This is a genomic window from Luteimonas sp. 3794, from assembly GCF_031456825.1.
Classification (GTDB): Bacteria; Pseudomonadota; Gammaproteobacteria; order Xanthomonadales; family Xanthomonadaceae; genus Luteimonas.
The window spans coordinates 728730-755496 of sequence record NZ_JAVDVJ010000001.1 but is presented as its reverse complement, the minus strand read 5'-3'; the positions used below and the strand labels follow the sequence as shown (position 1 = coordinate 755496).

Sequence of the window (26767 nt, the reverse complement as noted above, 5' to 3'; positions counted from 1 at the left end):
CGAGCCCGATGTCCAGGACTGTGCAACTCAACAACGTCGACCACAGGGATCTGCGCGTCGACACCCGCCGCAGTGCGGCGCTCGGCGACGACGTGATGTGGGCGATCACGTTTCCCGCCGAGTTCCGCAACGTGCAGGCGCACTATCCGATCGTCTTCGGAAAATCGGCCGACGGCGAGTTCCAGCCGCTGGCGCTGTTCGGCTTCACCGACAGGCAGAACCTGTTCCTCGACGGCGAGCGCTGGGACGCGACCTATATTCCGCTGACGATCGAGCGCCAGCCGTTCCTGATCGGCCGGTCCGCCGACGAGATGCTGATGCACATCGATCTCGATCATCCGCGCGTCGGCACCACGCACGGTGAGGCCCTGTTTCTGCCGCACGGCGGCACGAGCGCGTATGTCGAACACGCGAGCTCACTGCTCAACACCATCCACCAGGGCCTGCAGGGCACCGCGCCGTTCGTGGCCGCGTTGCTGCAGCACGACCTGCTCGAACCCTTCGTGCTCGACATCCGGCTCGACGACGGTTCCGACAATCGCCTGTCCGGCTATTACACAATCAACGAGGACCGCCTGCGCCAACTCGACGGCGACGCCTTCGCGGCATTGGGCCGCGCCGGCCATCTGGAAGCCATCTACATGATGCTGGCGTCCGTCGTGCGATTCCGCGACCTCATCGAGCGGGTGAACCGTGCCGGCGCTGCAGGTCGATAAGCGCATTCCGGAATTGACGGGGATCGATCCCCGGGCGATTCCGGAGACCGTGCTGCGCTCGGAGACCCCGCTGGTGCTGCGCGGGCTGCTGTCCGGGTGGCCCGTGGTGCAGGCGGCGCGGATCTCGTCCGACGCGGCCGCGCAGTATCTGCAGCGTTTCGAGCGCGTGGATGGCCCGCCCGTGGTCGCGACGGTCGGCCCGCCGGAGATCGACGGCCGCTTCTTCTACGACGACACCCTGCAGGGCTTCAACTTCCGCCGCGAACACGTGCCGCTCGGTGTCGCGCTGAAGACGCTGCTCAAGTACGCACCTGATCCCGCGCCGCCGGCGATCTACATCGGCTCGACCACCATCGACACCTGGCTGCCGGGCTTCCGCGCCGAGAACGATCTGCCGCTCGGCAGGCGCGATGCATTGGCCAGCATCTGGATCGGCAACCGCACGCGGATCGCCGCGCACCAGGATCTGCCCGACAACCTCGCCTGCGTGGTCGCGGGCACGCGGCGCGCGACGCTGTTTCCGCCGCAGCAGCTCGAGAACCTCTACATCGGCCCGCTCGATGTCACCCCGGCCGGCCAGGCCGTGAGCCTGGTCGATTTCGCCGACGTCGACCATGCGCGCTTTCCGCGTTTCGCACAGGCGCAGGCGCAGGCCCAGTGCGCCGATCTCGAAGCAGGGGACGCGCTGTTCATTCCCAGCATGTGGTGGCACCACATGGAAGCGCAGACGCCGTTCAACGTGCTGGTGAACTACTGGTGGCGGCAGGCGCCCGCGTGGGCGACCACACCGATGGACGCGTTGATGCACGCGATCGTGAGCATCCGCGACCTGCCGGACGCCGAGCGCGCGATCTGGCACGACGTGTTCCGCCATTACGTCTTCGACTATGACGAGGACACCGTCGCCGGCCACGTGCCGGCCCCGGCGCGCGGCGCATTGGCCCCGCTCGACGAGGCGCGCGCAAGCGCCATCCGCGCCCGCCTGCGCAAGCGCCTGGACCGCTAGGAGACACGCCATGCACGTTGCATCGACCGATCAGGGCCAAGCGCCCATCCGCCGCGTCGTCATCGCCGGCGGCGGCACCGCGGGCTGGATGGCCGCGGCCGCCCTGTCGCGCACGCTGGGCAAGGTACTCGAGATCACGCTGGTCGAATCGGACGAAATCGGCACGATCGGTGTCGGTGAAGCGACGATTCCGACGTTGATGACGTTCCATCGCCTGCTCGGCATCGGCGAGCAGGAGTTCATGGCGCAGACCCAGGCCACGATCAAACTCGGCATCAACTTCGAGAACTGGCGCGACGTCGGTCAGGACTACTTCCACTCCTTCGGCCTGACCGGCACCGACCACTGGACCGCCGGCTTCCAGCATTTCTGGATGCGCGGCCGCGAGCGTGGCCTGGCGAGCGCCTACGACGACTACTGCCTGGAACTGAAGGCGGCGCTCGACGGAAGATTCGCCCATCTGCCCAAGCGCAAGCTCAACTACGCCTACCACCTCGACGCGACGCTGTATGCGCGTTACTTGCGGCGCTTCAGTGAGGCCAACGGCGCGCGTCGCGTCGAGGGCAAAATCTCGGACGTGGCCACCGATCCCGATTCGGGCTGCATCACCGCGCTGCAGCTCGAGAACGGCACGCGCGTCGAAGGCGATTTCTTCATCGACTGCACTGGCTTTCGTGCGCTGCTGATCGAGAAGACGCTCGGCGTCGGGTTCGACGACTGGTCGCACTGGCTGTTCAACGACCGCGCGTTCGCGGTGCCCACGGCCACCGTGCGCGACGCGGTGCCCTACACGCGTGCCATCGCCGGTCCCGCGGGCTGGCAGTGGCGCATTCCGCTGCAGCATCGCGTCGGCAACGGCATCGTCTATTCGAGCCGCTACATGGACGACGACCAGGCCCGCGACACGCTGCTGTCGAGCATCGACGGCGCGCCACTGCGCGATCCGTTCCCGGTGCGCTTCCGCCCCGGCCAGCGCATGCGCTGCTGGGAGAAGAACTGCGTGGCGCTGGGCCTGTCGGCCAGCTTCATCGAACCGCTGGAATCCACGACGATCCACCTGATCCAGCGCGGCATCATCCACCTGATGCAGACCTTCCCGCGCACGCTGTGCCAGCCGGACATCGACCAGTACAACATGCGCATGGCCGACGAGCTGCAGCATGCGCGCGACTTCGTGATCCTGCACTTCAACATCACCGACCGTCAGGACACGCCGTACTGGCGTGACTGTAAGGCGATGCCGATCCCCGATTCGCTTCGGCACCGCATCGAACTGTTCCGCGAAACCGGACGGGTGTTCCACGTTCCGACCGAGCTGTTTGCGGAGAACTCGTGGATTCAGGTGATGATGGGCCAGGGCATCTATCCCAGGGAATACCACCGGTCTGCGGACCTGATGGGCGATGCCGAACTCAAGGGGTTTCTCGACGGCATCCGCCAGGACGTCGAGCGCACGCTACGCCAGCTGCCGCCACACATGGAGTACGTGCGCAGTTACGCGCCTGCCACACCGGCCTGATCCATCACAGGGAAGGTCGTAGACGCGTCAGCGGCGCAACGCTCAGACGGGCGCAGGCCCCGTCGACTTGCGCACCTGCAGCGCATACGGGAGCTCCAGTGTTTCGCCGGCACTGCTGTCGCGGATCGCCTTGAGCAGTTCGAGTCCGGCCAGACGCCCCATCTCGCGACTGGGTTGGCGCACCGTGGTCAGTGAGGGATAGATATGGCGCGCGATCGGCATGTCGTCGAAGCCGCAGACGGATACATCCCGCGGCACGGCCATGCCGCGCTCGCAGATCGCGCAGATCGCGCCGGCCGCCATGTCGTCGTTGGCGGCGAAGACCGCCGTCGGCGGGTCCGGCAGATCGAGCAGGGTATTGGTCGCATCGAAGCCGGATTCGTAGAAGAACTTGCCGGCCACGACCAGCGAGGCGTCGTAGGCCAGTCCAGCCTGCTTGAGACCATCTCGATAGCCGGCCAGGCGCCAGCGGCTCGCGCCGTGCGCGGGATGGCCCTTGATGTGGGCGATGCGACGGTGGCCGAGGCCTGCCAGATGCAAGACGACATCGCGCGCGGCGCTGCGTTCATCGACGACCGCGCCGATGCGCCGGTTCTGTTCCTGCGCCGAGACGCTCGCGAACGGGATGCCCATCTCGTCGAGCCGGGCGATCAGTTTCGCGTCGTCGGTGATCGGCGGCGTCAGCACCACGCCATCGAGCTGCGACTGCACGATCATCGATTCGACCTTGGCGACGATGTCCTTGGCGGTGTAGTCGACCGGCGCCAGCATGAGGTTGTAATGCTGCGACTGGCAGGCGTCGAGCACACCGAGCTCGACCTCCATGAGGTAATTGCTCGACGGATTGTCATAGAGCATCGCCACCAGATACGAGCGGCGGCCGGCGAGCAGGCGCGCCGAGGCCAGCGGCCGATACTGCAGCTTCTCCACGGCGGCTTCCACCGCCAGACGCGTGCGCTCCGACACGTTCGGCTCGTGGTTGAGCACGCGCGAAACGGTCTTCATCGACACGCCCGCCGCTTCCGCGACATCCTCGATCCGCACACGCATGTTGTTCAATCCGACCATGGCCGTCCCGGTGGCGCATTCTGCCAGACCCACAATGCACGACGCGGCGCGCATGTCGATGATGCTGTGCAGCAAGCCTGCGCGCCTGCTGGCGGCTATGCTATCGGCCGTCTGACAACGCTGTCATCGCTGTTTCGCAGCATGGCGTCCGTCCCATCCGCGACCCAGGTCGCACTCTCCTGCTCCGGAGCCCTTCGATGATCCAGTCGCATCGCCCCGCACACCGCCCCTTCCGCCGCGCACTGCTGCCCGCAATGCTCGCCGTACTCGTCCTCGGTGCCTGCGCGCGCGACGACGCGCCCGCCGCTGCCGCCACGCCAGAAGCTGCGGCAACGAGCGCAGCCGACGCCGGTGCGATCGATGCCGCCAATTGGCCCGAGACGGCGTGGCCCCTTGCCGAGGACCCCGCGCTCGAGCAGCGCATCACCGACCTGATGGCCACCATGACCGTCGAGGAAAAGGTCGGCCAGATCGTGCAGGGCGACATTGCCGACATCACCCCCGAGGACGTGCGCAAGTACCGCCTGGGCTCGATCCTCGCCGGCGGCAATTCCGATCCGGGTGGTCGTTACGACGCGACGCCCGCCGAATGGCTGGCACTGTCGGATGCCTACTGGGAAGCGTCGATGGACACCGCCGGCGGCGGCAAGGCGATCCCGGTGATCTTCGGCATCGACGCCGTGCACGGCCAGAGCAACATCGTCGGCGCGACCTTGTTCCCGCACAACATCGGCCTGGGCGCCACGCGTAACGCCGAGCTGATGCGTGAGATCGGCCGCGTCACCGCGATCGAAACCCGCACCACCGGCATGGAATGGGCGTTCGCGCCGACCGTCGCCGTGCCGCAGGACGATCGCTGGGGCCGCACCTACGAGGGCTATTCCGAATCGCCCGACATCGTCGCCGCGTTCGCACCGGCCGTGGTCGAGGGCATGCAGGGCAAGGCCGGCTCGCCGGACTTCCTCGACGACCACCACGTGATGGTCTCGGTCAAGCACTACCTCGGCGACGGCGGCACCGCCGGCGGCAAGGACCAGGGCGAAACCGCAGTGACCGAAGCGCAGCTGCGCGACATCCATGGCGCGGGCTACCCGCCGGCGATCGCGGCCGGTGCGCAGGCGGTCATGGCCTCGTTCAACAGCGTGCACGGCCAGCGCATGCACGGGCACAAGGCGCTGCTGACCGACGTGCTCAAGGACCGCATGAACTTCGGCGGCTTCGTCGTCGGCGACTGGAACGGCCACGGCCAGCTGCCGGGCTGCACCACCACCGACTGCGCGGCGACGTTCAACGCCGGCCTCGACATGGCGATGGCGCCGGACAGCTGGCGCGGCCTGTACGAGAGCACGGTCAAGCACGTGCAGTCGGGTGAGCTTCCGATGGCGCGCCTCGACGATGCGGTGCGCCGCATCCTGCGGGTCAAGTTCCGCATGGGCCTGTTCGACGCACCCAAGCCGTCCGAGCGTGCGCTCGGCGGCAAGTTCGAACTGCTCGGCGCGCCGGAACACCGTGAGGTCGCGCGCCGCGCGGTGCGCGAATCGCTGGTGCTGCTGAAGAACCAGGACGGCATCCTGCCGCTGGCGGCGAATCAGAACGTGCTGGTGGCCGGCGACGGCGCCGACGATATGGGCAAGCAGTCCGGCGGCTGGACGCTGAACTGGCAGGGCACGGGCACCAAGCGCGCGGACTATCCCAACGGCGACACCATCTGGGACGGCATCCGCACGCAGGTCACCGCCGCCGGCGGCAGCGCGCAGCTCGCGGTCGACGGCGCGTACCGGCAGAAGCCGGACGTGGCGATCGTCGTGTTCGGCGAGGATCCGTATGCCGAATTCCTCGGCGACCTGCCGAACCTGCTGTACAAGCCCGGCGACGATGCCGACCTGGCACTCGTCAAGCGCCTGCGCGCCGACGGCATTCCGGTGATCTCGGTCTTCATCAGCGGCCGTCCGCTGTGGATGAACCGCGAGATCAACGCGTCCAACGCCTTCGTCGCCGCCTGGCTGCCGGGCTCGGAAGGTGCGGGCATCGCCGACGTGCTGCTGCGCGGCGCCGATGGCCAGCCGCAGCACGACTTCAAGGGCAAGCTCAGCTTCTCGTGGCCGCGCCGCGCTGACCAGTACGTCAACAACGTCGGCATGGAAGGCTATGACCCGCTGTTCGCCTTCGGTCACGGCCTGACCTACGCCGATGCCGGCAACCTCGACGCTTTGCCGGAAGACGCCGGCGTCAGTGCCGAAGACGGCAAGGACGCAGGCTACTTCGCCAAGGGCGTGCCCGGCCCCGGCATCCGTCTGGTGGTCACCGGCGCGGACGGCCGCGGCGCCGATGTCCTGCACCCGCGCGTCGCCACGCCGGATGGCACGCTCACCCTCGCCGCGGTCGATTACCAGACCCAGGAAGGCGCGCGCCTGCTGACATGGACCGGCAATGCGACCGCCGAGCTGCTGTCCCACTCGCCATTCGACCTGAGCCGCGAGACCAATGGCGATTCCCTGCTGCTGGTGACGATGCGCGTCGATGCCCTGCCGGCCTCTGGCGATACCGTGCTGTACGCGAGCTGCGGCGACGACTGCAAGGCCGAACTGCCGATCGGTCCGTGGCTTGGCACCGTGCCGCGCGGCGAATGGATCACCGCCGGCGTGCCGCTCAAGTGCCTGACCACGGCCGGCCTCGACGCCGCCCGCGTCAGCACGCCGTTCGCAATCCGCGCACCCGCTGGACTGACGCTGGGCCTGGCCGACATCCGCGTCGGCACCGAAGCGACGCACAGGCTCGACTGCAAAACGCAGTAAGCGCTGGAGCCCTCCCCCGCAGGCGGGGGAGGGTTGGGTGGGGGCGAACTCGACACTCGCGAGATGTCAGCCTCCCGTCGCCTGGGGCATCCACGGATGGATTTCGCTTCGCGCTACCCATCCTCCGCATGCTCCGCTTGCAGTCCCTCTCTCCCAGGTAGAAGAGAGGCTGGGGTGCATGCAGATGCCCGCAGATCAGACGACCGACGCCGCCCCTCCAGGCGGCGTCGTCATATCCGCGTCCCAAGCCCCATCACCGCAACGCAACGCAGCGTGCGCCCCGTATCCACGCCGCTCTACGAACGCGCGCCTAGACTCGGCGCACCTGTCACGCGGAGCGCCCCCCATGATCGACCTGTACTACTGGCCCACCCCCAACGGCCACAAGGTCACCCTGTTCCTCGAAGAAGCCGGCCTGGACTACACGATCCACCCGGTCAACATCGGCAAGGGCGACCAGTTCAAGCCGGAGTTCCTCGCGTTCTCGCCGAACAACAAGATGCCAGCGATCGTCGACCGCTCGCCGGCCGATGGCGGCGAGCCGCAGACCGTGTTCGAGTCCGGCGCGATCCTGCTGTATCTGGCGGAGAAGTCAGGCCAGTTCCTGTCGACCGACCCGCGCGTTCGCATCGGAACGCTGGAATGGCTGTTCTGGCAGATGGCCGGCCTCGGCCCGATGACCGGCCAGTACGGCCACTTCAACGTCTACGCGCCCGAGAAGATCCCCTACGCGATCGAGCGCTACACCAACGAGGCCAACCGTCTGCTGCAGGTGCTCGACACGCACCTCAAGGGCCGCGATTTCATCGCCGGCGATGCGTATTCGATCGCAGACATGGCGACGTATCCGTGGATCGGCGTCTACGACAAGGCGCCGATCGACATGACGCCCTACCCGGAAGTCCAGCGCTGGCATGCCGCGATCCAGGCACGCCCCGCCACCGCGCGTGCGTATGCGAAGGCAAAAGAGGTCAATCCCGATGCGGGCAAGACCATGAGCGACGAGGAAAAGAAGCTGCTGTTCGGGCAGGGGCGTCGCTGACGGCTCATCGCGCGTGGCGGTCTGCACCGCCACGCGTGGTTACGTAGGATCGGAGGCCTCCCGGACTCAAGGACGACCTCGGATGCAAAAGTTCGCCACACTGACCGCCGCCTGCCTGCTCACCGCCTGCGCGTCGCTCCCTGCACCCATGACTGCCGATCCCGACCGCTGCGATGCACTGGCCGGTGAAGACTGGCGACGCACCGCAGCACCTGACGTGGCTGCGGAACTGCTCACGCTGGCCCACGTCGAAACGCCGCCAGATCGCGCGGTGTGGTACATCGCCGCCGACGGGGCGCAGGCCGCGTGCCTGCCTTCAACGCCGCGTGAAGCCTGCGAACATGTGCTGCATATCTTCCAGCCGCAGATCCATCGCATGTGGAGCTGGTCCGAAGGTGCAGTTCGGCGCGAGGCGTGTGACGTCGATTGATCCTCCGCCGCCGCTCCACCCCGAACGCAGATCGGACGCTCTGCCCCCCCCCAACGGCCTTGAGCACGACTGAAGCGGCTGCCGGTACATCGCCGATGCGTACGCGGTCACGCATGCGGTCGCCGCATCGGGCCAGGACTCGGCCTGCCCTGCTTGCCAGTCTGGAGCCGTCTTCGCAAGCTGGCACCACGGCGCGCTGACAGACGGCGCACGCCTGCGGCCGGACGCCGGCCCGAGGCCGCCTGAGTTCAAAATCCTAAAGCCTGGGCGCCAGCGGCCGCTACCGGCTGCAGGGCTGGTGCACTCCCCATGGAGGCGCCTTGCGGTTCTCTCTTCATCTCATGCCTCACCGGGAGTGATGCAATGCTTCGACACTCGTTACGGGTGCGCCTGCTGCTGCCGGTGCTGGGCCTCGTGGTCGTCATCGTGGTCGCGCTGACGCTGGCCTTGGCCAGTGTCGAAGCGGACCGGGTGCAGGCCGAGGCCGATGAGGCTATCCGGCAGCAGTCGACCGCGGTGCAGAGCCTGTTCTCGGTCACGCGTTCGGTCATGCTGGAACGCGTGCACGGCGCCATGAACCTGCTCCGCCAGGAGAGTGATGCGCTGGGCCGGGCCTCGAGTGGCGCCCCGGTCGGCATTGGCGGGCGCACTGCCACCGACCTGCTGTTCGGCGCCGAGTCACAGAGCGGCAACTATGCGCTCGTCGACGGCGTGACTTCAGTCCTGGACGGCACCGCAACCGTGTTCTCGCGCACGGGCGATGAGTTCGTGCGCGTGGCGACCAATGTCAGAAGCGCCGACGGCAATCGCGCGGTGGGTACGGTGCTGAACCCGGACGGACAGGTCATCGAGCAGATCCGCAAGTCGCAGGGCTTCTACGGCGTGGTGGACATTCTCGGTACGCCGTACGTCACCGGCTACGAGCCGATCGTGGCGGGCGACGCCATCGCCCCGATCGGCATCTGGTACGTGGGCTACCGGACGGATCTGGACGCGCTCGAGGCGGTCATCACCCAGGCGCGTGTCCTGGAATCTGGATTCGTCGCGATCTTCGACAGTACCGGCCAGCTGCGCTTCCAATCCCGCACCGGCAATACCACCGACCCTGTGCAGATCGAGCAGATCGCCCGCGAACGGCCGGACACCTGGGTGGTGACCAGCGAGGAGATTCCGGATTGGGGCTTCACCCTGGTATCGGCCTTCCCGAAACGCGACATCAATCGCGTGATCCTGGCGCAGTCGCTCTGGATCGGCGGCATCGGCCTGTTCGTCTGCATCCTGCTGTTCGGCCTGCTGTCGATGCTGATCTTCCGCCGCGTGCTGCGCCCGATTCAGCGCCTCACCGCCGTCGCTGAAGAGCTGAGCGTGGGCAAATGGAACCACACCATCGGGGAGGTGGAGCTCAAGGACGAGATCGGTAGCCTGGCACGTGCCATTTCGCGGCTGTCCAACAGCGTGCGCCTGGCCATGGAGCGTCTGAGCAAGCGATGAGGCGGATAATGCCCGCCTGCCAGACACCACCCGGGAGATCCCAGCATGGCCAATGAATTCAGTCCGCTGATCGACGTGCTGCGCGAGCTGAAGGCGCTGGTCGCAAAGAAATCGTCCGGGCTCTTCTTCGTGGTGACCGAGGACAACCACTCCTGCATCGTCCGCCTCCATGGCGGCCAGATCGAGGATGTCGCCTTCCGCATGTCACGCGGGGACGAAGCCGTCCAGCGGCTGTCCATGGTGACCGCCGCGCGGGCCCGGTTTCAGGTCAATCCCGCGAGCCGGCTGGGCAGCAACCCGCTGAGCGAGGACTCGCTGCAGTGGCTGCTCGGCGGTTTCGAGCAGGCCCTGGCCCAGCCACCGCGCGCGCCGGTCGATCGCGGAGCCGCGTCGCCCGTCTCCAACCCGCAAGCGGCGGGAGGCGAGCTTACGGCCGCGCACCACACTGCAATCCGTGACGTCGCCCTGCAGCACTTCGGCCCCATCGCCGGCATGCTCTGCGATGAAGCGTTCGACCCGCCGGCGTCGCTCCAGGCCACCTTGGAGAAGCTGGCCGGCAATGCCGCCTCGCCCGAGGAAGGCCAGCGCTTCCTGCGCGATGTGCGCGCCGCGCTCGCCCGACTGCCAAGCTGATCGATACGCCCCGACTGCAGGCGGAGGCCTGACGTGCCCGCACGCCTGCGCCATCGACCCGGCGCCAGAAACATGCTCTCAAGGCCCACAAGGGCCAGGGCGGATGCACGCCGCGTGCTCGCCTGGGCATGCACCCGATGCGCCGCATCGGCGCCCCCGCGTCGCTGACGGTCCGACAGGCACCCGCGGCAGACGCGCCACGCCCGATACACTGGCGCCCTCGCTCCACTGGACCCGCCATGCGCTCCGTACTTGCCGCTGCCGCCCTGATGATCGCCACCACGTCCACCCTCGCCGCCACGCCGCCGACCACCGGCCGCCTCACGCTCGAAGCCATCACCGGCGATGCGCCGCTGTCGGGGCCGACGCTGATGAAACCGCAGGTCGCGCCGGATGGTTCGCGTGTGACCTTCCTGCGCGGCAAGGACGAGAACCGCAACCAGCTCGACCTCTGGGAATACGACATCGCCAGCGGGCAGACCCGGATGCTGGTCGATTCCAAGGTCGTACTGCCGGGCGAGGAGACGCTCAGCGACGCGGAGAAGGCGCGCCGCGAACGCCAGCGCATCGCCGGGCAGTCGGGCATCGTCAACTACCAGTGGGCACCGGACGCGCAGCGGCTGCTGTTTCCGCTCGGCGGCGAGCTGTATCTCTACGACCTGTCGAAGTCCGGTTCCGAGGCGGTGCGCCAGCTCACCGACGGCGGCGGCTTCGCGACCGATCCGAAAGTCTCGCCGCGTGGCGGCTTCGTCAGCTTCGTGCGCGCGCGCAACCTGTGGGTCATCGATCTCGCCAGCGGCGCCGAGCGCCAGCTGACGAATGACGGCAGCGACGTGATCGGCAACGGCGTCGCCGAATTCGTCGCCGACGAGGAAATGAACCGCCACACCGGTTACTGGTGGGCGCCCGACGACAGCGGCATCGCCTACGCGCGTATCGACGAATCGCCGGTACCGGTGCAGAAGCGCTACGAGGTCTATCCCGATCGCACCGAGGTCGTCGAGCAGCGCTATCCCGCTGCCGGCGACGACAACGTGCGCGTGACCCTGCATGTCGTCGCGCCCCAAGGCGGCGCGGTGACCGATGTCGATCTGGGCGCCAACCCCGATATCTACCTCGCCCGCGTGCACTGGCGCGACCCGCAGCGCCTGACCTTCCAGCGCCAGTCGCGCGACCAGCAGACGCTCGAACTGATCGAAACCACGCTCGCCACCGACGCGCAGCGCACATTGGTCACCGAGCGCGGCCGCACCTGGGTGCCGCTGCACGACAGCCTGCGCTTCCTCGATGACGGCCGCTTCGTGTGGTCGTCGGAGCGCGACGGCTTCCAGCATCTGTATCTCGCGTCCGAAGACGGCCGTCGTCTGACCCAGCTCACGCAGGGCGACTGGCCGGTCGACGAGCTGCTGGCAGTCGATGCCACCGCGGGCCTAGCCTACTTCCGCGCCGGCATGGCGCTCGAAGACGGCAAGGCGCTGCCGCGCGCGACCGAATCGCGGATCTACAGCGTCGGCCTCGACGGCACGCGCGCCTACACCGCGCTGTCGACCGAACCCGGCATGCATGGCGCCAGCTTCGCGCGCAACGCCTCGGTCTACGTCGACAGCTGGTCGAACACCACCACGCCGCCCCAGATCGCGCTGCACCGCGCCGACGGCACGCGGCTCGCGACGCTGGTCGAGAACGATCTCGCCGCCGCCGACCATCCCTATGCGCCGTTCCTCGCCGCGCACCGCCCGACCGAGTTCGGCACGCTCACCGCCGCCGACGGCCGCACGCCGCTGCACTACTCGCTGATCAAGCCGGCGGATTTCGATGACACCAAGCCGCATCCGGTCGTGGTCTTCGTCTACGGCGGCCCGGCCGCACAGACCGTGCTCAATGCCTGGCCCGGCCGCGCCGATGCGAGCTTCCACCAGTACCTCGCGCAGCAGGGCTATGTGGTGTTCTCGCTCGACAACCGCGGCACGCCGCGCCGCGGCCGCGATTTCGTCGGCACGCTGTACGAGCGTCAGGGCACGGTCGAGGTCGAGGACCAGCTGCGCGGCGTCGAATGGCTGAAATCACAGCCTTGGGTCGACGGCAAGCGCATCGCGGTCAACGGCTGGTCCAACGGCGGCTACATGACGCTGATGCTGCTGGCCAAAGCGCCGGACGCCTACGCCTGCGGTATCGCCGGCGCGCCCGTCGCCGACTGGGCGCTCTACGACACGCACTACACCGAGCGCTACATGAACCTGCCGAAGGCCAATGTCGACGGCTACCGCGAGGCCAGCGTGTTCACCCACGCGGACAACATCCGGCCGAACGCGCTGCTGCTGATCCACGGCATGGCTGACGACAACGTGCTGTTCACCAATGCCACGCAGCTGATGAGCCAGCTGCAGCAGGCCGGCACGCCGTTCGAGCTGATGACCTATCCCGGCGCCAAGCATGGCCTGCGTGGCAAGGACGCACTGCATCGCTACCGCACCAGCGAGGCGTTCCTCGCGCGTTGCCTGGCCCCCTGACCGCACACAACGACACCACGCGCATGTCCACGATCCCGCCACCGCTGCCGCCGCGCCCCGCATCCGTGCCACCACCGCCGCGTGGCTGGTGGCAACGCAACTGGAAATGGGCGCTACCAGTCACCGGGCTGACTTTCGTCGCGCTGGTCGTGGCGTGCATCGCGATCGTGCTGTTCGCGGTCCGCGGTTCGATAACTCACTCGGACGTCTACGCCGATGCGCTGGCGCGTGCCCGCACGCATCCGCAGCTCGTAGCGACCCTCGGTACGCCGATCGAACCCGGCTTGATGCCGATGGGATCGATCAGCACATCGAGCGACAACGGCGGCGAAGGCCGGGCGGACCTGGTGATCGGCATCGAAGGTCCACTCGGCGAAGGTCGCCTCATCGCCGCTGCCGACCGCCGGCTGGGCGCCTGGACCTGGGAATCGCTGCTGTACGTGCCCGGGGACAACGACCCCGAGCACATCATCACCCTCGCCGAGGCGGACACGCCGGTCGAACACCACGCAGCGCCGTGACCTCCGACCATTGCCGGCAACGGCGCGAGCGCCTACGGTCGGCGTTCGTCCTTGCCGCTGGTGCTGCCATGAAACCGCTTGTCCTCGCGATTGCTCTATCCCTTGCTGCGCCGCTCTCGGCATTTGCCCACACCGATGACGCCAAGGCCGTCGTCGGCGCATCGCAGACCGCATCGCCAGCCTGGGTCACGCGCAGCAACGAACTGTCGCAGATCCTCATCGATGCGCAGGCGCCGTTCCAGCCCGAATCCGCAGGCTTTTTCGGCGTGCCCGGCTACGACGACCAGGTTGCGGACTTCGGCCCCGACAACGCTCGGCGCTACCGCGACGCGATGACCGCAGCGCGTGCCAGGCTGCAGACGCAGCTCGAACTCGAGCGCGACGCCAATGTCCGTCAGGACCTGCAGATTCTGCTGACCAGCATCGACCAGAGCATCGAGGGCAGCACGCTCGGCGAGCGCTACCTGCTGCCGTGGACCGACGCACCGCAGTTGATCTTCGGCGGCATCAACGGCCTGCTGTCGGCGCAGACCCCACCCGAGCGCCGCGTGCATGCACTCGCCCGCCTGCAGCGTTACGCCGGCCTCGCCGAAGGCAGCACACCCATCACCACCCTCGCCCGCCAGCGCTATGAAGAGCGCCTGTCGAATCCGGACCTGCTGCAGCCGACGAAACTCGAGGTGCAGCGCGCACTCGACAGCGCCGACACCTACATCGCCGGCATCCGCAAACTGTTCGAGGAATACGAAGTCGAGAACGCGGAGCCCGCGCTCGAGGCGATCGCGAAGGAGATCACCGCCTACGCCGACTGGACCCGCAGCACCGTGCTGCCACAGGCGCGCGACGACACGCGGCTGCCGCCCGAGCTGTATGCGTTCGGGCTCAAGCAGTACGGCACCGATGTCGATCCGCAGTTGCTGATGCAGCGCGCGCAGCTGGCCTTCATGGAAATCCGCGCGCAGATGCAGCAGCTCGCGCCCTTGGTCGCGAAGGAAAAGGGCATCGCGGCGACCGACTATCGCGGCGTGATCGCCGCGCTCAAGCGCAACACGATTCCCAACGACCGCCTCGAAGCAAGCTATCGCGACGTCCTCGACGCGATCGATCCGATCATCGAACGCGAAAACATCGTCGACGTGCCGCAGCGGCAGATGCAGATGCGCCTGGGCTCGGAGGCCGAATCCGCTGCTTCGCCCGCGCCGCACTTCCGCCCTGCGCCGTTGGTCGGCAACACCGGTCAGCAGGGCACGTTCGTGCTGCCGGTCGGCAATCCGGGCGGTGGCGGCGAAGACGACGCCTACGACGACTTCAACTTCGACGCCGTGCGCTGGACACTGTCCGCCCACGAAGGCCGGCCCGGCCACGAGCTGCAATTCACCGCGATGGTCGAGCGCGGCGTGTCGCTGGCGCGCTCGATGTTCGCGTTCAATTCGGTCAACGTCGAAGGCTGGGCGCTGTACGCCGAAGCCGAGCTCGTGCCGTACGAACCCCTCGACGGCCAGCTGATCGCGCTGCAGTTCCGCCTGCTGCGCGCCGCCCGCGCGATGCTCGACCCGATGCTCAATCTCGGCATGATCGACCGCGAACGCGCCGGCCGCGTGCTGACCGAGGAGGTGATGCTCTCACCGGCGATGGCGCGCCAGGAACTCGACCGCTACACCTTCAACGCACCGGGCCAGGCGACGAGCTACTTCTACGGCTACACGCGGATCCTCGAACTGCGCATGCGCACCGAGCTCGCACTGGGCGCCAAGTTCGACCGGCGCGCGTTCAACAACTTCCTGCTCGACCAGGGCCTGCTGCCGCCCGACCAACTAGCCGAAGCGGTGGAAACGACGTTCATCCCGGCGCAGCAACGCCGCTGAGTGGGCGCGGCGCGGGGCTCAAGGCCCCGCGTCGACGACCACGCGCTGCGCCGCAGTGCGTGCGTTGCTGGCGCCGCCGTACATCAGTTCGGCAGTGGCCGGCGCGGCGAGGTAGTCGCCACCGTTGCCGGCGCGCAGGAAGTAGTGCAGTGCATGCGTCCCCGCCGGCAGACGCTCGGCATAGAAGCGGGGCGACCGCGGATCGAGCCGGCGCGTGGCAAACCAGCTGCTGCCCTCGTCCGATACCTGCTCCAGATCCAGGCCCGCGATCGCGCCCAGCGCCAGATCGGTGGGCCGCAGTCCGCCCGGCACCGCATCGGTGACCGCGACGAACCAACGCGTCGCACTCGTGCGCACGGTCAGCGTGACGCGCAACCAGTCGCCTTCGCGCACCTGCGCGCCATCGATCGGTGCCCACGCCCCGTCGCGCAGCACCGCGTACGTACGCTCGATCGAGAAGCCGACCGCCGATGCACGCGCCTGCCGGGCGTCTTCGTCGAACGCGATCTCGGCGATATAGCCGGCCGGCGCATCGCCCGAGGAGCGGTTGGCGATCGCAAGCCGTCCATCGGTGGGCAGCGCCTGCTGGTGCTCGATCTGCACGTCACCGGGCGTGACGGTCAGCACGCGCTCGGCCAAGGTGCCGGGCTGCAGTGCAGCGGACACCGTGCCGCTGCCCGCGCGCGCAACGTCGCGCAAGGCCAGCAGGCACATCGCCCCGCTCTGCGTATCGACCGACGGCGTACCGCCGGCATACAGATCGCCGAGGCCGGCGATCAGTGCCCGACGTTCGCCGGCATGCGCCGCATCGCCATGCAGCAGATCGATCAGCGCGCACTGTTCACGCAGCGGCGAGCCCATCCAGCGTGTGGCATCGCCGGCTGCACGCAAGGTCCGCACCGCGCCCTGCGCCGGCGCCTGCTGCAGCAGGCGTGCAAGCGCCTCATCGGCCGACGGGTGGCGCGCATGCCGCAGGCCCGTTGCCAGTGCGATGCGCGCAGGCATTGCCAGCTGCTCCCAGCGCGCGAACGTGTCGTCGAGCAGATCCGCTGGCGTGTCATGGAATGTGCCGACTGCGAATGCACGTTCGTTGGCGGCGACGGCGTCGGCATGCGTGGGCAGTGGCATACGCGCGCGGCCGGCCAGGAAATCACGGGCACGCTGGTCGATGCCGGCGTCGACCGGATGACCCAGCCGGCGCAGTGCGCCGAACGCGCGAACGGTCCACGCGGTCAGTGCGATCTGGGCGCGTGCGCCGTCGTACATCGCGCCTTCGCTATCGGCGAAGAAGCGGAAATCGCCGCTCTCGTTCTGGAACACGGCGGCATTGTCCAGCGCTTCGCGCACGGCCGCGTCGGCATCGGGCCAATCGCCGGTGCCGCCGCGTTCGATCGCGAGTGCTGCGGCGACGGCGCGGCTGAGGATCTGCTCCCAGCAGCGATGACGGTAGTCGCGCATGTCGTCGGTCCAGCGCGAAACGAGACCGGCGACGCCATGCTGCAGGGTGACGTGCAGATGCGCGTTGCTGGCGCTGTCAGGCAACTGCGGCATGGCCAGCGACACGGGCGTCTCGCCGAGCCATCCGGCCTGCAGGCGACGACCGCGGATCGTCGGCGGTGCGACTTCGATCGTCGCGGCGACGGCGTCGCGACCGGCGTCGGCGTCTGCCATCGCGAGCACCTGCAGCGCGCCGGGCGCGACAGGTTCGATGGAGGTCGCGATGCTCGCCTGACCGCGCGCAGCCAGAGTGACCGCCTGCGTGTCGCGCACCGGCGGATCTAGGCCTTCGACCTGCAGGCTGCCCCGCACCGCCGTTGGCACGTCGCCGGTCTGGCGCAGGTTTGCAGCCAGACGTGAGCGGTCGCCGGGATACAGGCGCACCGGTGTCTGCAGACGCACCTCGATCGGCAGCCCCGTTTCCAGCGTCGCTTCGGCAACTTGAAAGTCGTCGTCGGCATCGCTGCTCCATGCGATCGCGCGCCAGCGGGTCAGGTTGTCGGGCAGCGTCAGTGCCACCTCGCGGGTTTCCCCTGGCGCGAGCCGCACGCGCGGCAGCCACAGCGCCGTATCGGCGAAATGCGAACGGACGCGCGCGCTTGCCTGCAGTGCGCGGTCCATGTCGCTGCCCCGCGGCTCGTCGATATCGAGTTCGCGCCGGCCGTTGCCGGCGTCGTCAACCAGATCGGACAGGCGGCTGCCGGTGACCTCGATCCGGTCGAGACTGCTTGAAAACGAATCGACGCTGGCGCCGATGTCGGCAGCAGGGGCTGGGGCGGGCGGGCTGGGCGGTGCCGGCGGTGGCGCCGGCGCGTCCATCGGGCTCGGATCGTCGAAGACCACCGGCGGTGACTCGGGTGGCGCGGGCATACCGGCTACCGCACCTGTCCCACTCACGTCCGTAGCCCACGGCAGGCGCATCGCCCAAGGCCCGGCGCGCCGCCACTGCGAGAAGCCCGCCGTTGCCGGCATCGCGTTGTACTGGCGAGCCCCCAGCCATGCATGGCCCGCGGGATCCGAATAGGCAAGGAACGGAGCCGCGAGCGCGCGGAGTGCATCGTCGACGACAGTCAGCGTGACCTCGCGGAAACCAGCGCTGGCGTTGTGCAGTCGCAAAACGTGCCGCCCACCAGGCGCGGCCTGGCTGGCGTCGAATGCGACCGTGACCGGCACCTCCGGCTCCGCCGTCGACGGCATCGGTACCTCGGCGCGCAGCGAGGTCACCGCCGGCGCGTTGCGGATGCCGCCGACGACATCCGGCGGCGACGCATCACGCACGAACGCATGCAGTACCGGCGTGCCCCGCCAGCCGCGCGACGTCGGCAGGCTGAGCTGCGCGCTGGTGCCGTCGAGCGTCTCGACCCGATGGGCGAGCAGGGTGTCGTCGCCGGTGGTGAACACCAGCAGGGCGCGGGCACGTGCATACGGCTGGCGGAGTACGAATCGGGCCGCACCGCCGGCGGTGTTCACTGGCTCCAGGAGTTCCAGCGCGGACCGTTGCCGCGTCGCCGAGGCGGTCCAGCCGCTCCAGACATGGCGCACCAGCGTCGCCGGCGCGGCGTCGCCACTGCGCGCGATGAACCGGTAGCGACCTGCCGCCGTGCGCGGCACGTCGCAGGTCACCGCTTCGCGCGTCGGCACGCTGCAGCGCGCGACCACGTTGGACGCCGCATCCGCCGCGACATCATGCGGCTGGTACTCCACCACCACATCCACCGGCGCGTCGACCACGTCGCCTTCGGCATCAATGACCAGCCCCCGCAATGTCACCGGCGTGCGGCCATCGAAGGCGCGCGGCTCGACCTGCAGGCCGACGAAACGGGCGTAGCGGCTGTAACGCGCGGTGGCCGCATTGCTCGCGGTCGCCTCGCGATCGCCCGGCCGCAGCTCGGCGACAACCCGCACATCACCGAACGGCACAGGATTCGCGTCCCGCGCGCGCATCGTGACCGGCTGGGCGATACGCGCGCCGCCATCGGCGTCCGTCACCGGCGCGGGATCGACGGCGTCGACCAGCCGCACCGGTCCACGACCGGCGAAGGATTCGATGAAGGTGTAGGCCGCGTGCTGCGGGTATGCCGATGCGATGCCGCGCGGCGTCACCGTCGCGGTCACGCCCGACAGCGCGATGCCTGCCGCCGGCCCGCCCGAGTAGTAGCCGGCCGAGACGTCGACATCGAAGCGTTCGCCGTCGCGCAAGACACGCGGCGCCTCGCCCTTGGCTTCGACCCAGAGATCCTGCGCGCGGTGGGTACCGACGAAGAAACAGGTCCCGCGCACGTCGTGGTCATCGCCGATGCCGATGCAGTAGGTGCCATCGGTCAGATGCACCGGCAGCGCGAGTTCCCCTTCGATGCCGCCAGCGGCATCGGGCGTCGCATCCCAGCGCAGGATTGTCCGTTGCTGTTCCTTGTCGAACAGCTGCAGCGCCTGCGCGGGTGGCGTGTCGATGCGCAGCAATCTGCCGCCGCTGCGCTGGCGCTGCCACAGCCGGTAGCGCACGGTGTCGCCACTGCGATACATCGGCCGGTCGGATACGCCCCAGGTCTGCAGCGGCGCGGCCTGGCCGAGGTGCAGGTTGTAGGCGGCCGGCTGCCAGGCCGGCAGCACCGCGCGACGCGCGCGATCACCGCGGCCCTGGCTCGCGCGCAGCAGCCACATCGGAAAGCCGTTGGCGGCTTGCGCGCTGTCGGCGATGGCGTCGGGTACCCGCAGGCGTGCGACGCCGTCCCGATCGGTCTTGGCAGTGGCGACCACGCGCGGCGTCGCGTCGGCGCGGTCCATCCACAGCAGTTCGACCTGCGCCCCTGTCACCGGCGCATCCACGTCCCAGGCGTTGGCCCAGGCCAGCACTTCGCGACGTCCGGCGACCGCGAACAGGTCGAAATCCGGCGCGGCGAATTCCAGCGTTGAAGGATTCGCGCCGACCTCCGGCCGCCAGCGCGCCCAGCCGCCTTCTGCCAGCACACGCGTGGTGACATCGGAGTCGACCGGCTGCGGCTGGGCGAGCGCAGGCGCCTCCGCGACGACGCGGCCGGTATGCAGCGTGCGCCCGATGCCGGTCACGTCGATGTCGACGCCCGCGGTGTTGACCGCTTCGGCCAGCACGGCCGGCATCCGGTCGCCGTCCGCGATCAGGCGGCGTTGCCCGGGCGCGCGCAGCCCCGGGCGGAACGGCCCGATCCGCAGATCGATCCGCGCCGGTTCGATCGGCGTTGATGTGCCGGACGCACGCAAGCCGGCATCCACGTTGATCGTCACGGCGTCGCCGGGCGACTCGAAGACCATGCGCGCCGAGCGGCCCGGTGCCGCTGCGATCGATCGGCCATCGTCGGCGTACACGCCGGACTGGTCGGACCAGTTGAGCACGCGCACCCCTGCCGGCAGTGCGGCGACCCAGCGCGCCTCGTCGGCGGGTTCGAGCGGACGCGAGAACCAGATCTCGACCGGTTCGCCGGCCAGGCAGGTCAGGGCGACCACGCCATTGCGATTGCGCGCATGGGCCGGCCGCGCTGGCGCCGCGCAGTGGCCGCCGCGAATGCGGAACGACTCCCGCGCGAGCACACGCACCAGCGACGCGTCCTGGGTGCCGGGCAGTGGGCCGGCGGTGCTGCGCAGGCCGGGCGCGACGGACAGCTCGACGATGCGGTCCGGCCCGTCCGGCAGGCCCAGCGCGGCGGTGTCGAGATCGAAGGAGACAGCGTTGTTCCGGCCCGGGCTGGAAACGGGCGTCAGCGCCGCCACCGGCAGAGTCACCGCACTGCCATCGACACGTACGCGCAGGGCCGCAGCAACGGCCTCGCGCGCCGCCGGCAGCGACGACGTGATGCGGATCATCGGCAGGCCATCGCGCCAGCGGCCGGCGAACGCCGAGAGCGTGGGGCGTTGCGTTTCCGCATGCAGCATGCGCGGCGCCACGGTGACGCCCTGCTGGGTGGTCAGGCCTGCGTTGACCTGGATGCGATAGCGCGTGGCGGGCGCCGGCTGCAGATCGCCGAAATCGCAGTGCAACAGCAGGTCGCTGCTCCAGCTGCAAGTTGCGGGCAGTTCGGGCTGCAGACGCACAAGACCATCATTGCGCGGGTTGTCCCAGACCTGCATCGGCTCGGAGAAGCGCAACTGCAACCAGCGCCCCTCAAAGCCGGCGTCGATGCGTGTGGCGTGCGCCGCCGCGGGGGCGCACCCGCAGGCCAGAGCCAGTGCCAACCCGCCCAGACGGCGCATCCACGCGCCTGCCACGTCCGCTGTCTGCATCGTCCTGCCGCTCCCTGCCGAAGACCGGCCCAGCCTACACGTCGCGCAGTCGCGCGCATGCCGGCATGTCTCAACTGATGCGTTCGATCAGCCGTCGATGTCCGATCAACCGCGCCCAGCGCACGCCGATGTCGAGCCAGCAGACGTAGGCGGCCTCGCCTGCGATCCGCCACAGCGTGCCGGGGTGCCAGGACAGCGCGGGTTCGGCCGCGCACAGTTCCCAATGCAGGCCGAGACCGCGGGCGAACAGCGCGCAGCGGGCGAGGTGGTAGCGGCTGCTGAGCAGGGTGACGCGGCGCGATGGCGCCTGGGGATCGACGATCGTGGCGGCGAGCAGGCTGCGCGCATTGCGCAGGTTCTGCAGGGTGTCGCGCGACGCATCTTCGAGCACCAGCGGGGCGTCTTCGGGCACGCCGAGAGCATAGAGGGCGTCGCGCGCCAGTGCGGCTTCCGTGGGGCCGCCCACCGGGCCTCCGCCCAGCAACAGCACGCTGCCCGGCGCATGCGAGGTCCACAGGATCGCCGCGCGTGACAGCCGCGCTTGGAAATCAGCGTCCAGCCGGCCCTGCGGCGCGTGCTTGCCGAAGACCAGCACGCATTCGCCGCGCACCGGCACGCACGGCGCGTTGCGCGCGACCCGCCACACGTGCACCACATACCCCACGTACACCAGCCCCAGACTCAGCACACAGGCCGCCGCGGCGACCACGAGCGTGTGCAGTGCATCGCGGTCGGCCAGGCGGTTCAGACGGTGCAGCAGGCGGGTTCGGGCCATCGTGGAGCAGGTACTCGAAGCCTGCGGAACTGGGGCTGACCCGGAAGTCTAGCCTCACGATGCGCTCGCTATACTCGGCCGTTCGCTCGTCCCCGGATTCACTGCGTGCCTGAATCGCTGTCCCCGCCGCCGATGCCGGCGCTCGCCATCCGCGCGTATACCGCGACCACCGCGCTTGGACGTGGCACTGCCGCGCAGGCTTCGGCCCTGCGCGAACGCCGCGGCGGACTGCGCCGCAACGATTTCGGGCCGACGCCGTTGCCGACCTGGATCGGCCGCGTCGAGGGCGTGGAAGACGCACCGTTGCCGTCCGCGCTGTCGCGCTGGGAATGCCGCAACAACCGGCTTGCCTGGCTGGCGCTGCAGCAGGACGGCGTGCTGGCCGCGCTCGAGGGCCTGGTTGCGACCTACGGCGCGGAGCGCATCGCACTGGTCGTCGGCACCTCAACGTCGAGCATCGGCGCGAGCGAGGAAGCCTATGCGCGCGCAGGCACCGACGCCGACGGCGCGCGCCAGATGCCCGACGACCTCGCCCGCCCGATCGTCCACACGCCCCATTCGCTGGGCGATTTCCTGCAGCACGCCACCGGCCTGCGCGGCCCCTGCATCACCGTGGCCACCGCCTGCTCGTCGAGCGCCAAGGTCTTCGCGCAGGCGGCGCGGATGATCGAGGCGGGCCTGGTCGACGCGGCCCTGGTCGGCGGCGTCGACACGCTGTGCGGCAGCGTGCTGTTCGGCTTCAATGCGCTGGGCCTGGTCTCGACCGAGCGCTGCCGTCCGTTCGACGCGACGCGCGACGGCCTGTCGCTGGGCGAAGCCGGCGGATTCGCAGTGCTCGAACGCGCCGCCGCCGGCGAGGCCGGCCTGCAGCTGCGCGGCTATGGCGAATCCAGCGACGCCCACCACATGTCGGCGCCGCATCCCGAAGGGCTCGGCGCGACGCTGGCGATGCGCGGCGCGCTGAACCGCGCCGGGCTCGATCCCGCCGACATCGGCTATCTCAACCTGCATGGCACCTCCACGCCGGCCAACGACTCGGTCGAGGCGCGGGCGGTGGATGCGCTGTTTCCGGCCACGCTGCACGCCAGTTCGACCAAGGGCTGGACCGGCCACACGCTGGGCGCGGCCGGCATTGTCGAGTCGGTGTTCGCCCTGCTCGCGCTGGAGTCCGGCCTGATGCCCGGCATTCTCGACAGCAGCGTGCGCGATCCCGCCTGCGGCCCGCAGATCCGCTTCGACAATGCCGAGGCCGACATCCGCTTTGCGATGAACAATTCCTTCGGGTTCGGTGGCAACAACTGCTCGCTGGTGTTCGGCAAGGTGGCGGCATGAGCGCCCCGCACGCGTTGACCGCGACGATCGCCGGCGTCGGATTCTGGGCCGACGGCCTGCCGGACTGGGACGCTGCACGTGCGTTCGCGCGCGATGGCGTGCGTCCGGAGGCCGCACCGTCGCGTCCGTCGCCGCAACTGCTGGCGCCGAACGAACGCCGGCGCGCGCCGGGCTCGGTCGCGGTCGCACTCGAAGTCGCGATGGCGGCGTGTCGCGATGCCGGCATCACGCCGGAGACATTGCCTTCGGTGTTCGCGTCCACGCACGGCGACCTCGGCATCACCGACTACATGTGCGACACGCTGGCGACCGACCCGACCGCGATCTCGCCGACGAAGTTCCACAACTCCGTGCACAACGCGGCCGCGGGCTACTGGACGATCGGCGCCGGCTGCACCGAAGCCACGACGGCGATCAGCGCCTACGACGCCACCTTCGCCCAGGGCCTGCTGGAAGCGATGATGCAGCTCGCAACGGGCAGCCCCGCCGTGCTGCTGGTCGCCTACGACACCGCATCCACCGGCCTGCTCGGCACGGTGACCCACAGCGAGGGCCTGCTCGGCGCCGCCCTGGTGCTGGTGCGCGATGGCGATGGCCCGCACGTGCGGGCGACGCTGCGTGACGGCGCGGACCTCGAATCGCCCGGCCCGCTCGGCATCCACGCGGAACGCAACGCGATGTCACAGATGCTGCCGCTGTTCGACGCCCTCGCCACGGGCGGCGTACGCGCACTGCTGCGCGCCGGCCCGCACCGCGCACTGGCACTGGAGATCACCCACGGCCCGCAGGCACAGGGAGCGTCGGCGCATGGCTGAGCATCCACATCTGCACCGCGGCAATGTCGCCGTGCTGATTCCGGCCCTCAACGAAGCCCTGCGCATCGAGGGCGTGGTCAGCGACGCGCTGTCCTACTGCGAACACGTGATCGTCGTCGACGACGGTTCCGACGACGCGACGCCCGACATCGTTGCCGCGCTGCCGGTCACGCTGCTGCGGCATTCGCGGCGCATGGGCAAGGGCCAGGCCCTGCGCGAAGGCTTCGCCGAAGCGCGCCGACGCGGCTTCGCCGCCGTGGTCACCATGGACGGCGACGGCCAGCACTGCGCGAGCGACATCCCGCGCATGATCGAAGCGGCAAACCGCTACCCGGACTGCATCGTCAACGGCGCCCGGCTGAAGAAGCGCGGCACCCAGCCTTGGTACCGGCGGATCGGCAACGATTTCGGTGATTGGGGTATCGCCTGGGGCTGCGGCTTCCGCATGGTCGATACGCAAAGCGGGCAGCGGCTCTACCCCGCTGCGGTGCTCGCGCTCGACGACGTGCCGGGCGAGGGCTTCGTGTTCGAAGCGCAGATCCTGATCAGTGCCGCGCGCCGGCTCGGCTGCGGCGTGGTGTCGGTGCCGGTGGAGACGCGCTATCACTGCGCCGATTCCGACGAACAGTTCCGCAAGAGCCATTTCCGCCTCTACCGCGACCTGAAGCTCATCACCCTGCACGTGCTGCGGCAGGTGTTGGCGCGCGGGAACCTGCTGCGCACCTGGCGCGAAACCCGCGCGCATCCGCCGGTGATCTTCGACCCGGGCACCGCGCCTGACGCGATGCTCGCCAACGAACCCATGCAAGGCGCCCGATGATGTCCGAGCAGGCCCTACCCCAGGCACCCACGACCGCCGCCCACACCGATGTCGCGATTCTCGGCGGCGGTCTCGCCGGGCTCACGCTCGCATTGCAGCTGCGCCAGCGCGATCCCGCATGCGCGGTCACGGTCATCGAACGCCGCGCGCATCCGGTGCGCGAAGCCGCGCACAAGGTCGGCGAATCCACGGTGGAGATCGGCGCGCACTACCTCGCCGATGTGTTGGGGCTGCAGGACCATCTCGATGCCGAACAGATCCGCAAGTTCGGCTTCCGCTTCTTCTTCTCCGATCGGCGCCCGGACATCGACCAGTGCACCGAGCTCGGCGTCAGCCAGTTGTTGCCGACGCCGTCCTGGCAGATCGACCGCGGCCGCTTCGAGAACTTCCTCGGCCAGCGTGCGCGCGAACTGGGCGTGCGCTTCGAGGACGCCGCGGTGGTACGTGCGCTGGACATGGCCGGCGCCACCGACGGCGACCACGTCGTCGCCTTCGAGCGCGATGGCGCGACGCACACGCTGCGCAGCCGCTGGCTGATCGATGCCAGCGGGCGCGCCGGCCTGCTCAAGCGCAAGCTCGACCTCGCCCAGCCCAACGACCACGACGCCAACGCGGTGTGGTGGCGGGTCGACGGGATCGTCGACCCCAACGTCTGGTCACAGGATGCCGGCTGGCTGCAGCGCTGCGATCCGCCCGATCGCTGGCGCTCGACCAACCACATGTGCGGCCCTGGCTACTGGTTCTGGCTGATTCCACTGTCGTCAGGCGCGCATTCGCTGGGCATCGTCTGCGACGCGAAGATGCATCCGCTCGAGACGATGAACACCCACGCCAAGGCGATGGACTGGTTGCGCACGCACCAGCCGCAGGTCGCCGCGACGCTCGACCGCAGCGAGCACACGCTGCAGGACTTCATGTTCCTGCGGCACTTCTCCTACGGCTGCAAACAGGTGTTCTCGCGCGAGCGCTGGGCGCTGACCGGCGAGGCGGGCCTGTTCCTGGACCCGTTCTATTCGCCGGGCACCGATTTCATTGCGATCGCCAACACCTATATCTGCGACTTGATCGGCAAGGACCGCGCGGCCACGGATTTCCGCCCCTATGTCGCCATGTACCAGCAGCTGTACTTCTCGTTCTACGAGAACACGCTGACCCTCTACCAGGACCAGTACCCGCTGTTCGGCGACGAGCAGGTCATGCCGGTCAAGGTGATCTGGGACTACACGTATTACTGGTCGCTGCTGGCGCCGCTGTTCTTCGCCGATCGCCTGACCAGCCTGCCGGTGCTCGGTCGCCTGCGCCCGATGTTCACCCAGGCCGGCGCCCTGAACCTCGCGATACAGGCGCTGCTGGGCGAATGGGGTCGCCTCAACCAGGCGGGCGCCGCGCAGGACGCGCGGATGCTGGACCAGTCCGGGATCGAGTGGTTCCGCGAGATGAACGGCGCGCTCAACGACACGCTCGACGACGACGCGCTGGTGGCGAGGATCGGCGACAACGTCGCGCGGATGCAGTGGCTGGCCGCCGAGATCCTGCAGCACGCGCGGGCCACGCATCCGGCCATCGCCGAGTTCGGCCTGGAAGCGCTGTTGGCCGGGTCCGGTCCGCAGCCGCAGGCATCCCTGTCGAGCACCTGGTATGCCGACGCCGCCTGACCCCGGCGGCGGGAGACGGGCGC

General features: G+C 69.1%; 18 protein-coding genes. 15 read left to right on the top strand and 3 right to left on the bottom strand.

Going from position 1 to position 26767, the window contains the following annotated elements; translation table 11 throughout:
- Positions 1 to 8: 8 nt before the first annotated feature.
- The 3 genes from J2X52_RS03270 to J2X52_RS03260 are packed head-to-tail and all read left to right on the top strand — an operon-like array spanning position 9 to position 3241.
- The gene (locus J2X52_RS03270; protein WP_310148567.1) at positions 9 to 716 is read left to right on the top strand and encodes a SapC family protein; all 708 of its coding nucleotides are present in this window, start codon (positions 9 to 11) and stop codon (positions 714 to 716) included.
- Positions 703 to 1722 (top strand): cupin-like domain-containing protein, encoded by a 1020-nt coding sequence (locus tag J2X52_RS03265; RefSeq protein ID WP_310148847.1) that lies wholly within the window; start codon positions 703 to 705, stop codon positions 1720 to 1722. Before J2X52_RS03270 ends, J2X52_RS03265 begins: the two co-directional genes overlap by 14 nt.
- 10 nt (positions 1723 to 1732) lie before the next feature.
- Positions 1733 to 3241, top strand: a complete 1509-nt coding sequence (locus J2X52_RS03260) for a tryptophan 7-halogenase (RefSeq protein WP_310148563.1) — start codon at positions 1733 to 1735, stop codon at positions 3239 to 3241.
- Between the two features lie 42 nt (positions 3242 to 3283).
- Here J2X52_RS03260 and J2X52_RS03255 read toward each other — a convergent pair whose 3' ends face one another.
- Positions 3284 to 4309, bottom strand: coding sequence for a LacI family DNA-binding transcriptional regulator (locus J2X52_RS03255; protein WP_310148560.1), 1026 nt, complete (start codon positions 4307 to 4309; stop codon positions 3284 to 3286).
- Positions 4310 to 4506: 197 nt separating this feature from the next.
- Here J2X52_RS03255 and J2X52_RS03250 point away from each other — a divergent pair, with 197 nt between their 5' ends.
- From J2X52_RS03250 to J2X52_RS03215, 8 genes are all read left to right on the top strand, one after another.
- Entirely contained in the window at positions 4507 to 7104 is a 2598-nt protein-coding gene (locus J2X52_RS03250) for an exo 1,3/1,4-beta-D-glucan glucohydrolase (RefSeq protein WP_310148557.1), read from the top strand.
- 346 nt (positions 7105 to 7450) lie between these two features.
- Positions 7451 to 8146: a glutathione binding-like protein gene (locus tag J2X52_RS03245; RefSeq protein WP_310148554.1), complete on the top strand. Its 696-nt coding sequence runs from the start codon at positions 7451 to 7453 to the stop codon at positions 8144 to 8146.
- An 82-nt stretch (positions 8147 to 8228) separates the two neighbouring features.
- Positions 8229 to 8576: a hypothetical protein gene (locus J2X52_RS03240; RefSeq protein ID WP_310148550.1), complete on the top strand. Its 348-nt coding sequence runs from the start codon at positions 8229 to 8231 to the stop codon at positions 8574 to 8576.
- 363 nt (positions 8577 to 8939) lie between these two features.
- Complete coding sequence (locus J2X52_RS03235) at positions 8940 to 10067, top strand: Cache 3/Cache 2 fusion domain-containing protein (RefSeq protein WP_310148844.1); 1128 nt, start codon at positions 8940 to 8942, stop codon at positions 10065 to 10067.
- A gap of 45 nt (positions 10068 to 10112) precedes the next feature.
- Complete coding sequence (locus J2X52_RS03230; RefSeq protein WP_310148547.1) at positions 10113 to 10700, top strand: hypothetical protein; 588 nt, start codon at positions 10113 to 10115, stop codon at positions 10698 to 10700.
- 239 nt (positions 10701 to 10939) lie between these two features.
- Positions 10940 to 13210 (top strand): S9 family peptidase, encoded by a 2271-nt coding sequence (locus J2X52_RS03225; RefSeq protein ID WP_310148544.1) that lies wholly within the window; start codon positions 10940 to 10942, stop codon positions 13208 to 13210.
- A 23-nt stretch (positions 13211 to 13233) separates the two neighbouring features.
- Positions 13234 to 13731: a cytochrome c oxidase assembly factor Coa1 family protein gene (locus J2X52_RS03220; RefSeq protein WP_310148541.1), complete on the top strand. Its 498-nt coding sequence runs from the start codon at positions 13234 to 13236 to the stop codon at positions 13729 to 13731.
- A 68-nt stretch (positions 13732 to 13799) separates the two neighbouring features.
- Positions 13800 to 15596, top strand: coding sequence for a DUF885 domain-containing protein (locus tag J2X52_RS03215; RefSeq protein ID WP_310148538.1), 1797 nt, complete (start codon positions 13800 to 13802; stop codon positions 15594 to 15596).
- Between the two features lie 18 nt (positions 15597 to 15614).
- Here J2X52_RS03215 and J2X52_RS03210 read toward each other — a convergent pair whose 3' ends face one another.
- Both J2X52_RS03210 and J2X52_RS03205 read right to left on the bottom strand, forming a co-directional pair.
- A complete protein-coding gene (locus tag J2X52_RS03210) occupies positions 15615 to 21347 on the bottom strand; it encodes an alpha-2-macroglobulin family protein (RefSeq protein ID WP_310148535.1) in 5733 nt (1910 codons plus the stop codon).
- A gap of 70 nt (positions 21348 to 21417) precedes the next feature.
- The gene (locus tag J2X52_RS03205) at positions 21418 to 22122 is read right to left on the bottom strand and encodes a YdcF family protein (RefSeq protein WP_310148532.1); all 705 of its coding nucleotides are present in this window, start codon (positions 22120 to 22122) and stop codon (positions 21418 to 21420) included.
- A 132-nt stretch (positions 22123 to 22254) separates the two neighbouring features.
- Here J2X52_RS03205 and J2X52_RS03200 point away from each other — a divergent pair, with 132 nt between their 5' ends.
- The 4 genes from J2X52_RS03200 to J2X52_RS03185 are packed head-to-tail and all read left to right on the top strand — an operon-like array spanning position 22255 to position 26744.
- Complete coding sequence (locus J2X52_RS03200) at positions 22255 to 23454, top strand: beta-ketoacyl-[acyl-carrier-protein] synthase family protein (protein ID WP_310148841.1); 1200 nt, start codon at positions 22255 to 22257, stop codon at positions 23452 to 23454.
- The gene (locus J2X52_RS03195; protein ID WP_310148529.1) at positions 23451 to 24269 is read left to right on the top strand and encodes a beta-ketoacyl synthase chain length factor; all 819 of its coding nucleotides are present in this window, start codon (positions 23451 to 23453) and stop codon (positions 24267 to 24269) included. The genes J2X52_RS03200 and J2X52_RS03195 overlap by 4 nt, the downstream gene beginning before the upstream one ends.
- Positions 24262 to 25089, top strand: coding sequence for a glycosyltransferase family 2 protein (locus J2X52_RS03190; RefSeq protein WP_310148526.1), 828 nt, complete (start codon positions 24262 to 24264; stop codon positions 25087 to 25089). Before J2X52_RS03195 ends, J2X52_RS03190 begins: the two co-directional genes overlap by 8 nt.
- Positions 25089 to 26744, top strand: coding sequence for a tryptophan 7-halogenase (locus J2X52_RS03185; protein ID WP_310148523.1), 1656 nt, complete (start codon positions 25089 to 25091; stop codon positions 26742 to 26744). Before J2X52_RS03190 ends, J2X52_RS03185 begins: the two co-directional genes overlap by 1 nt.
- The last annotated feature ends 23 nt before the right edge of the window (positions 26745 to 26767 follow it).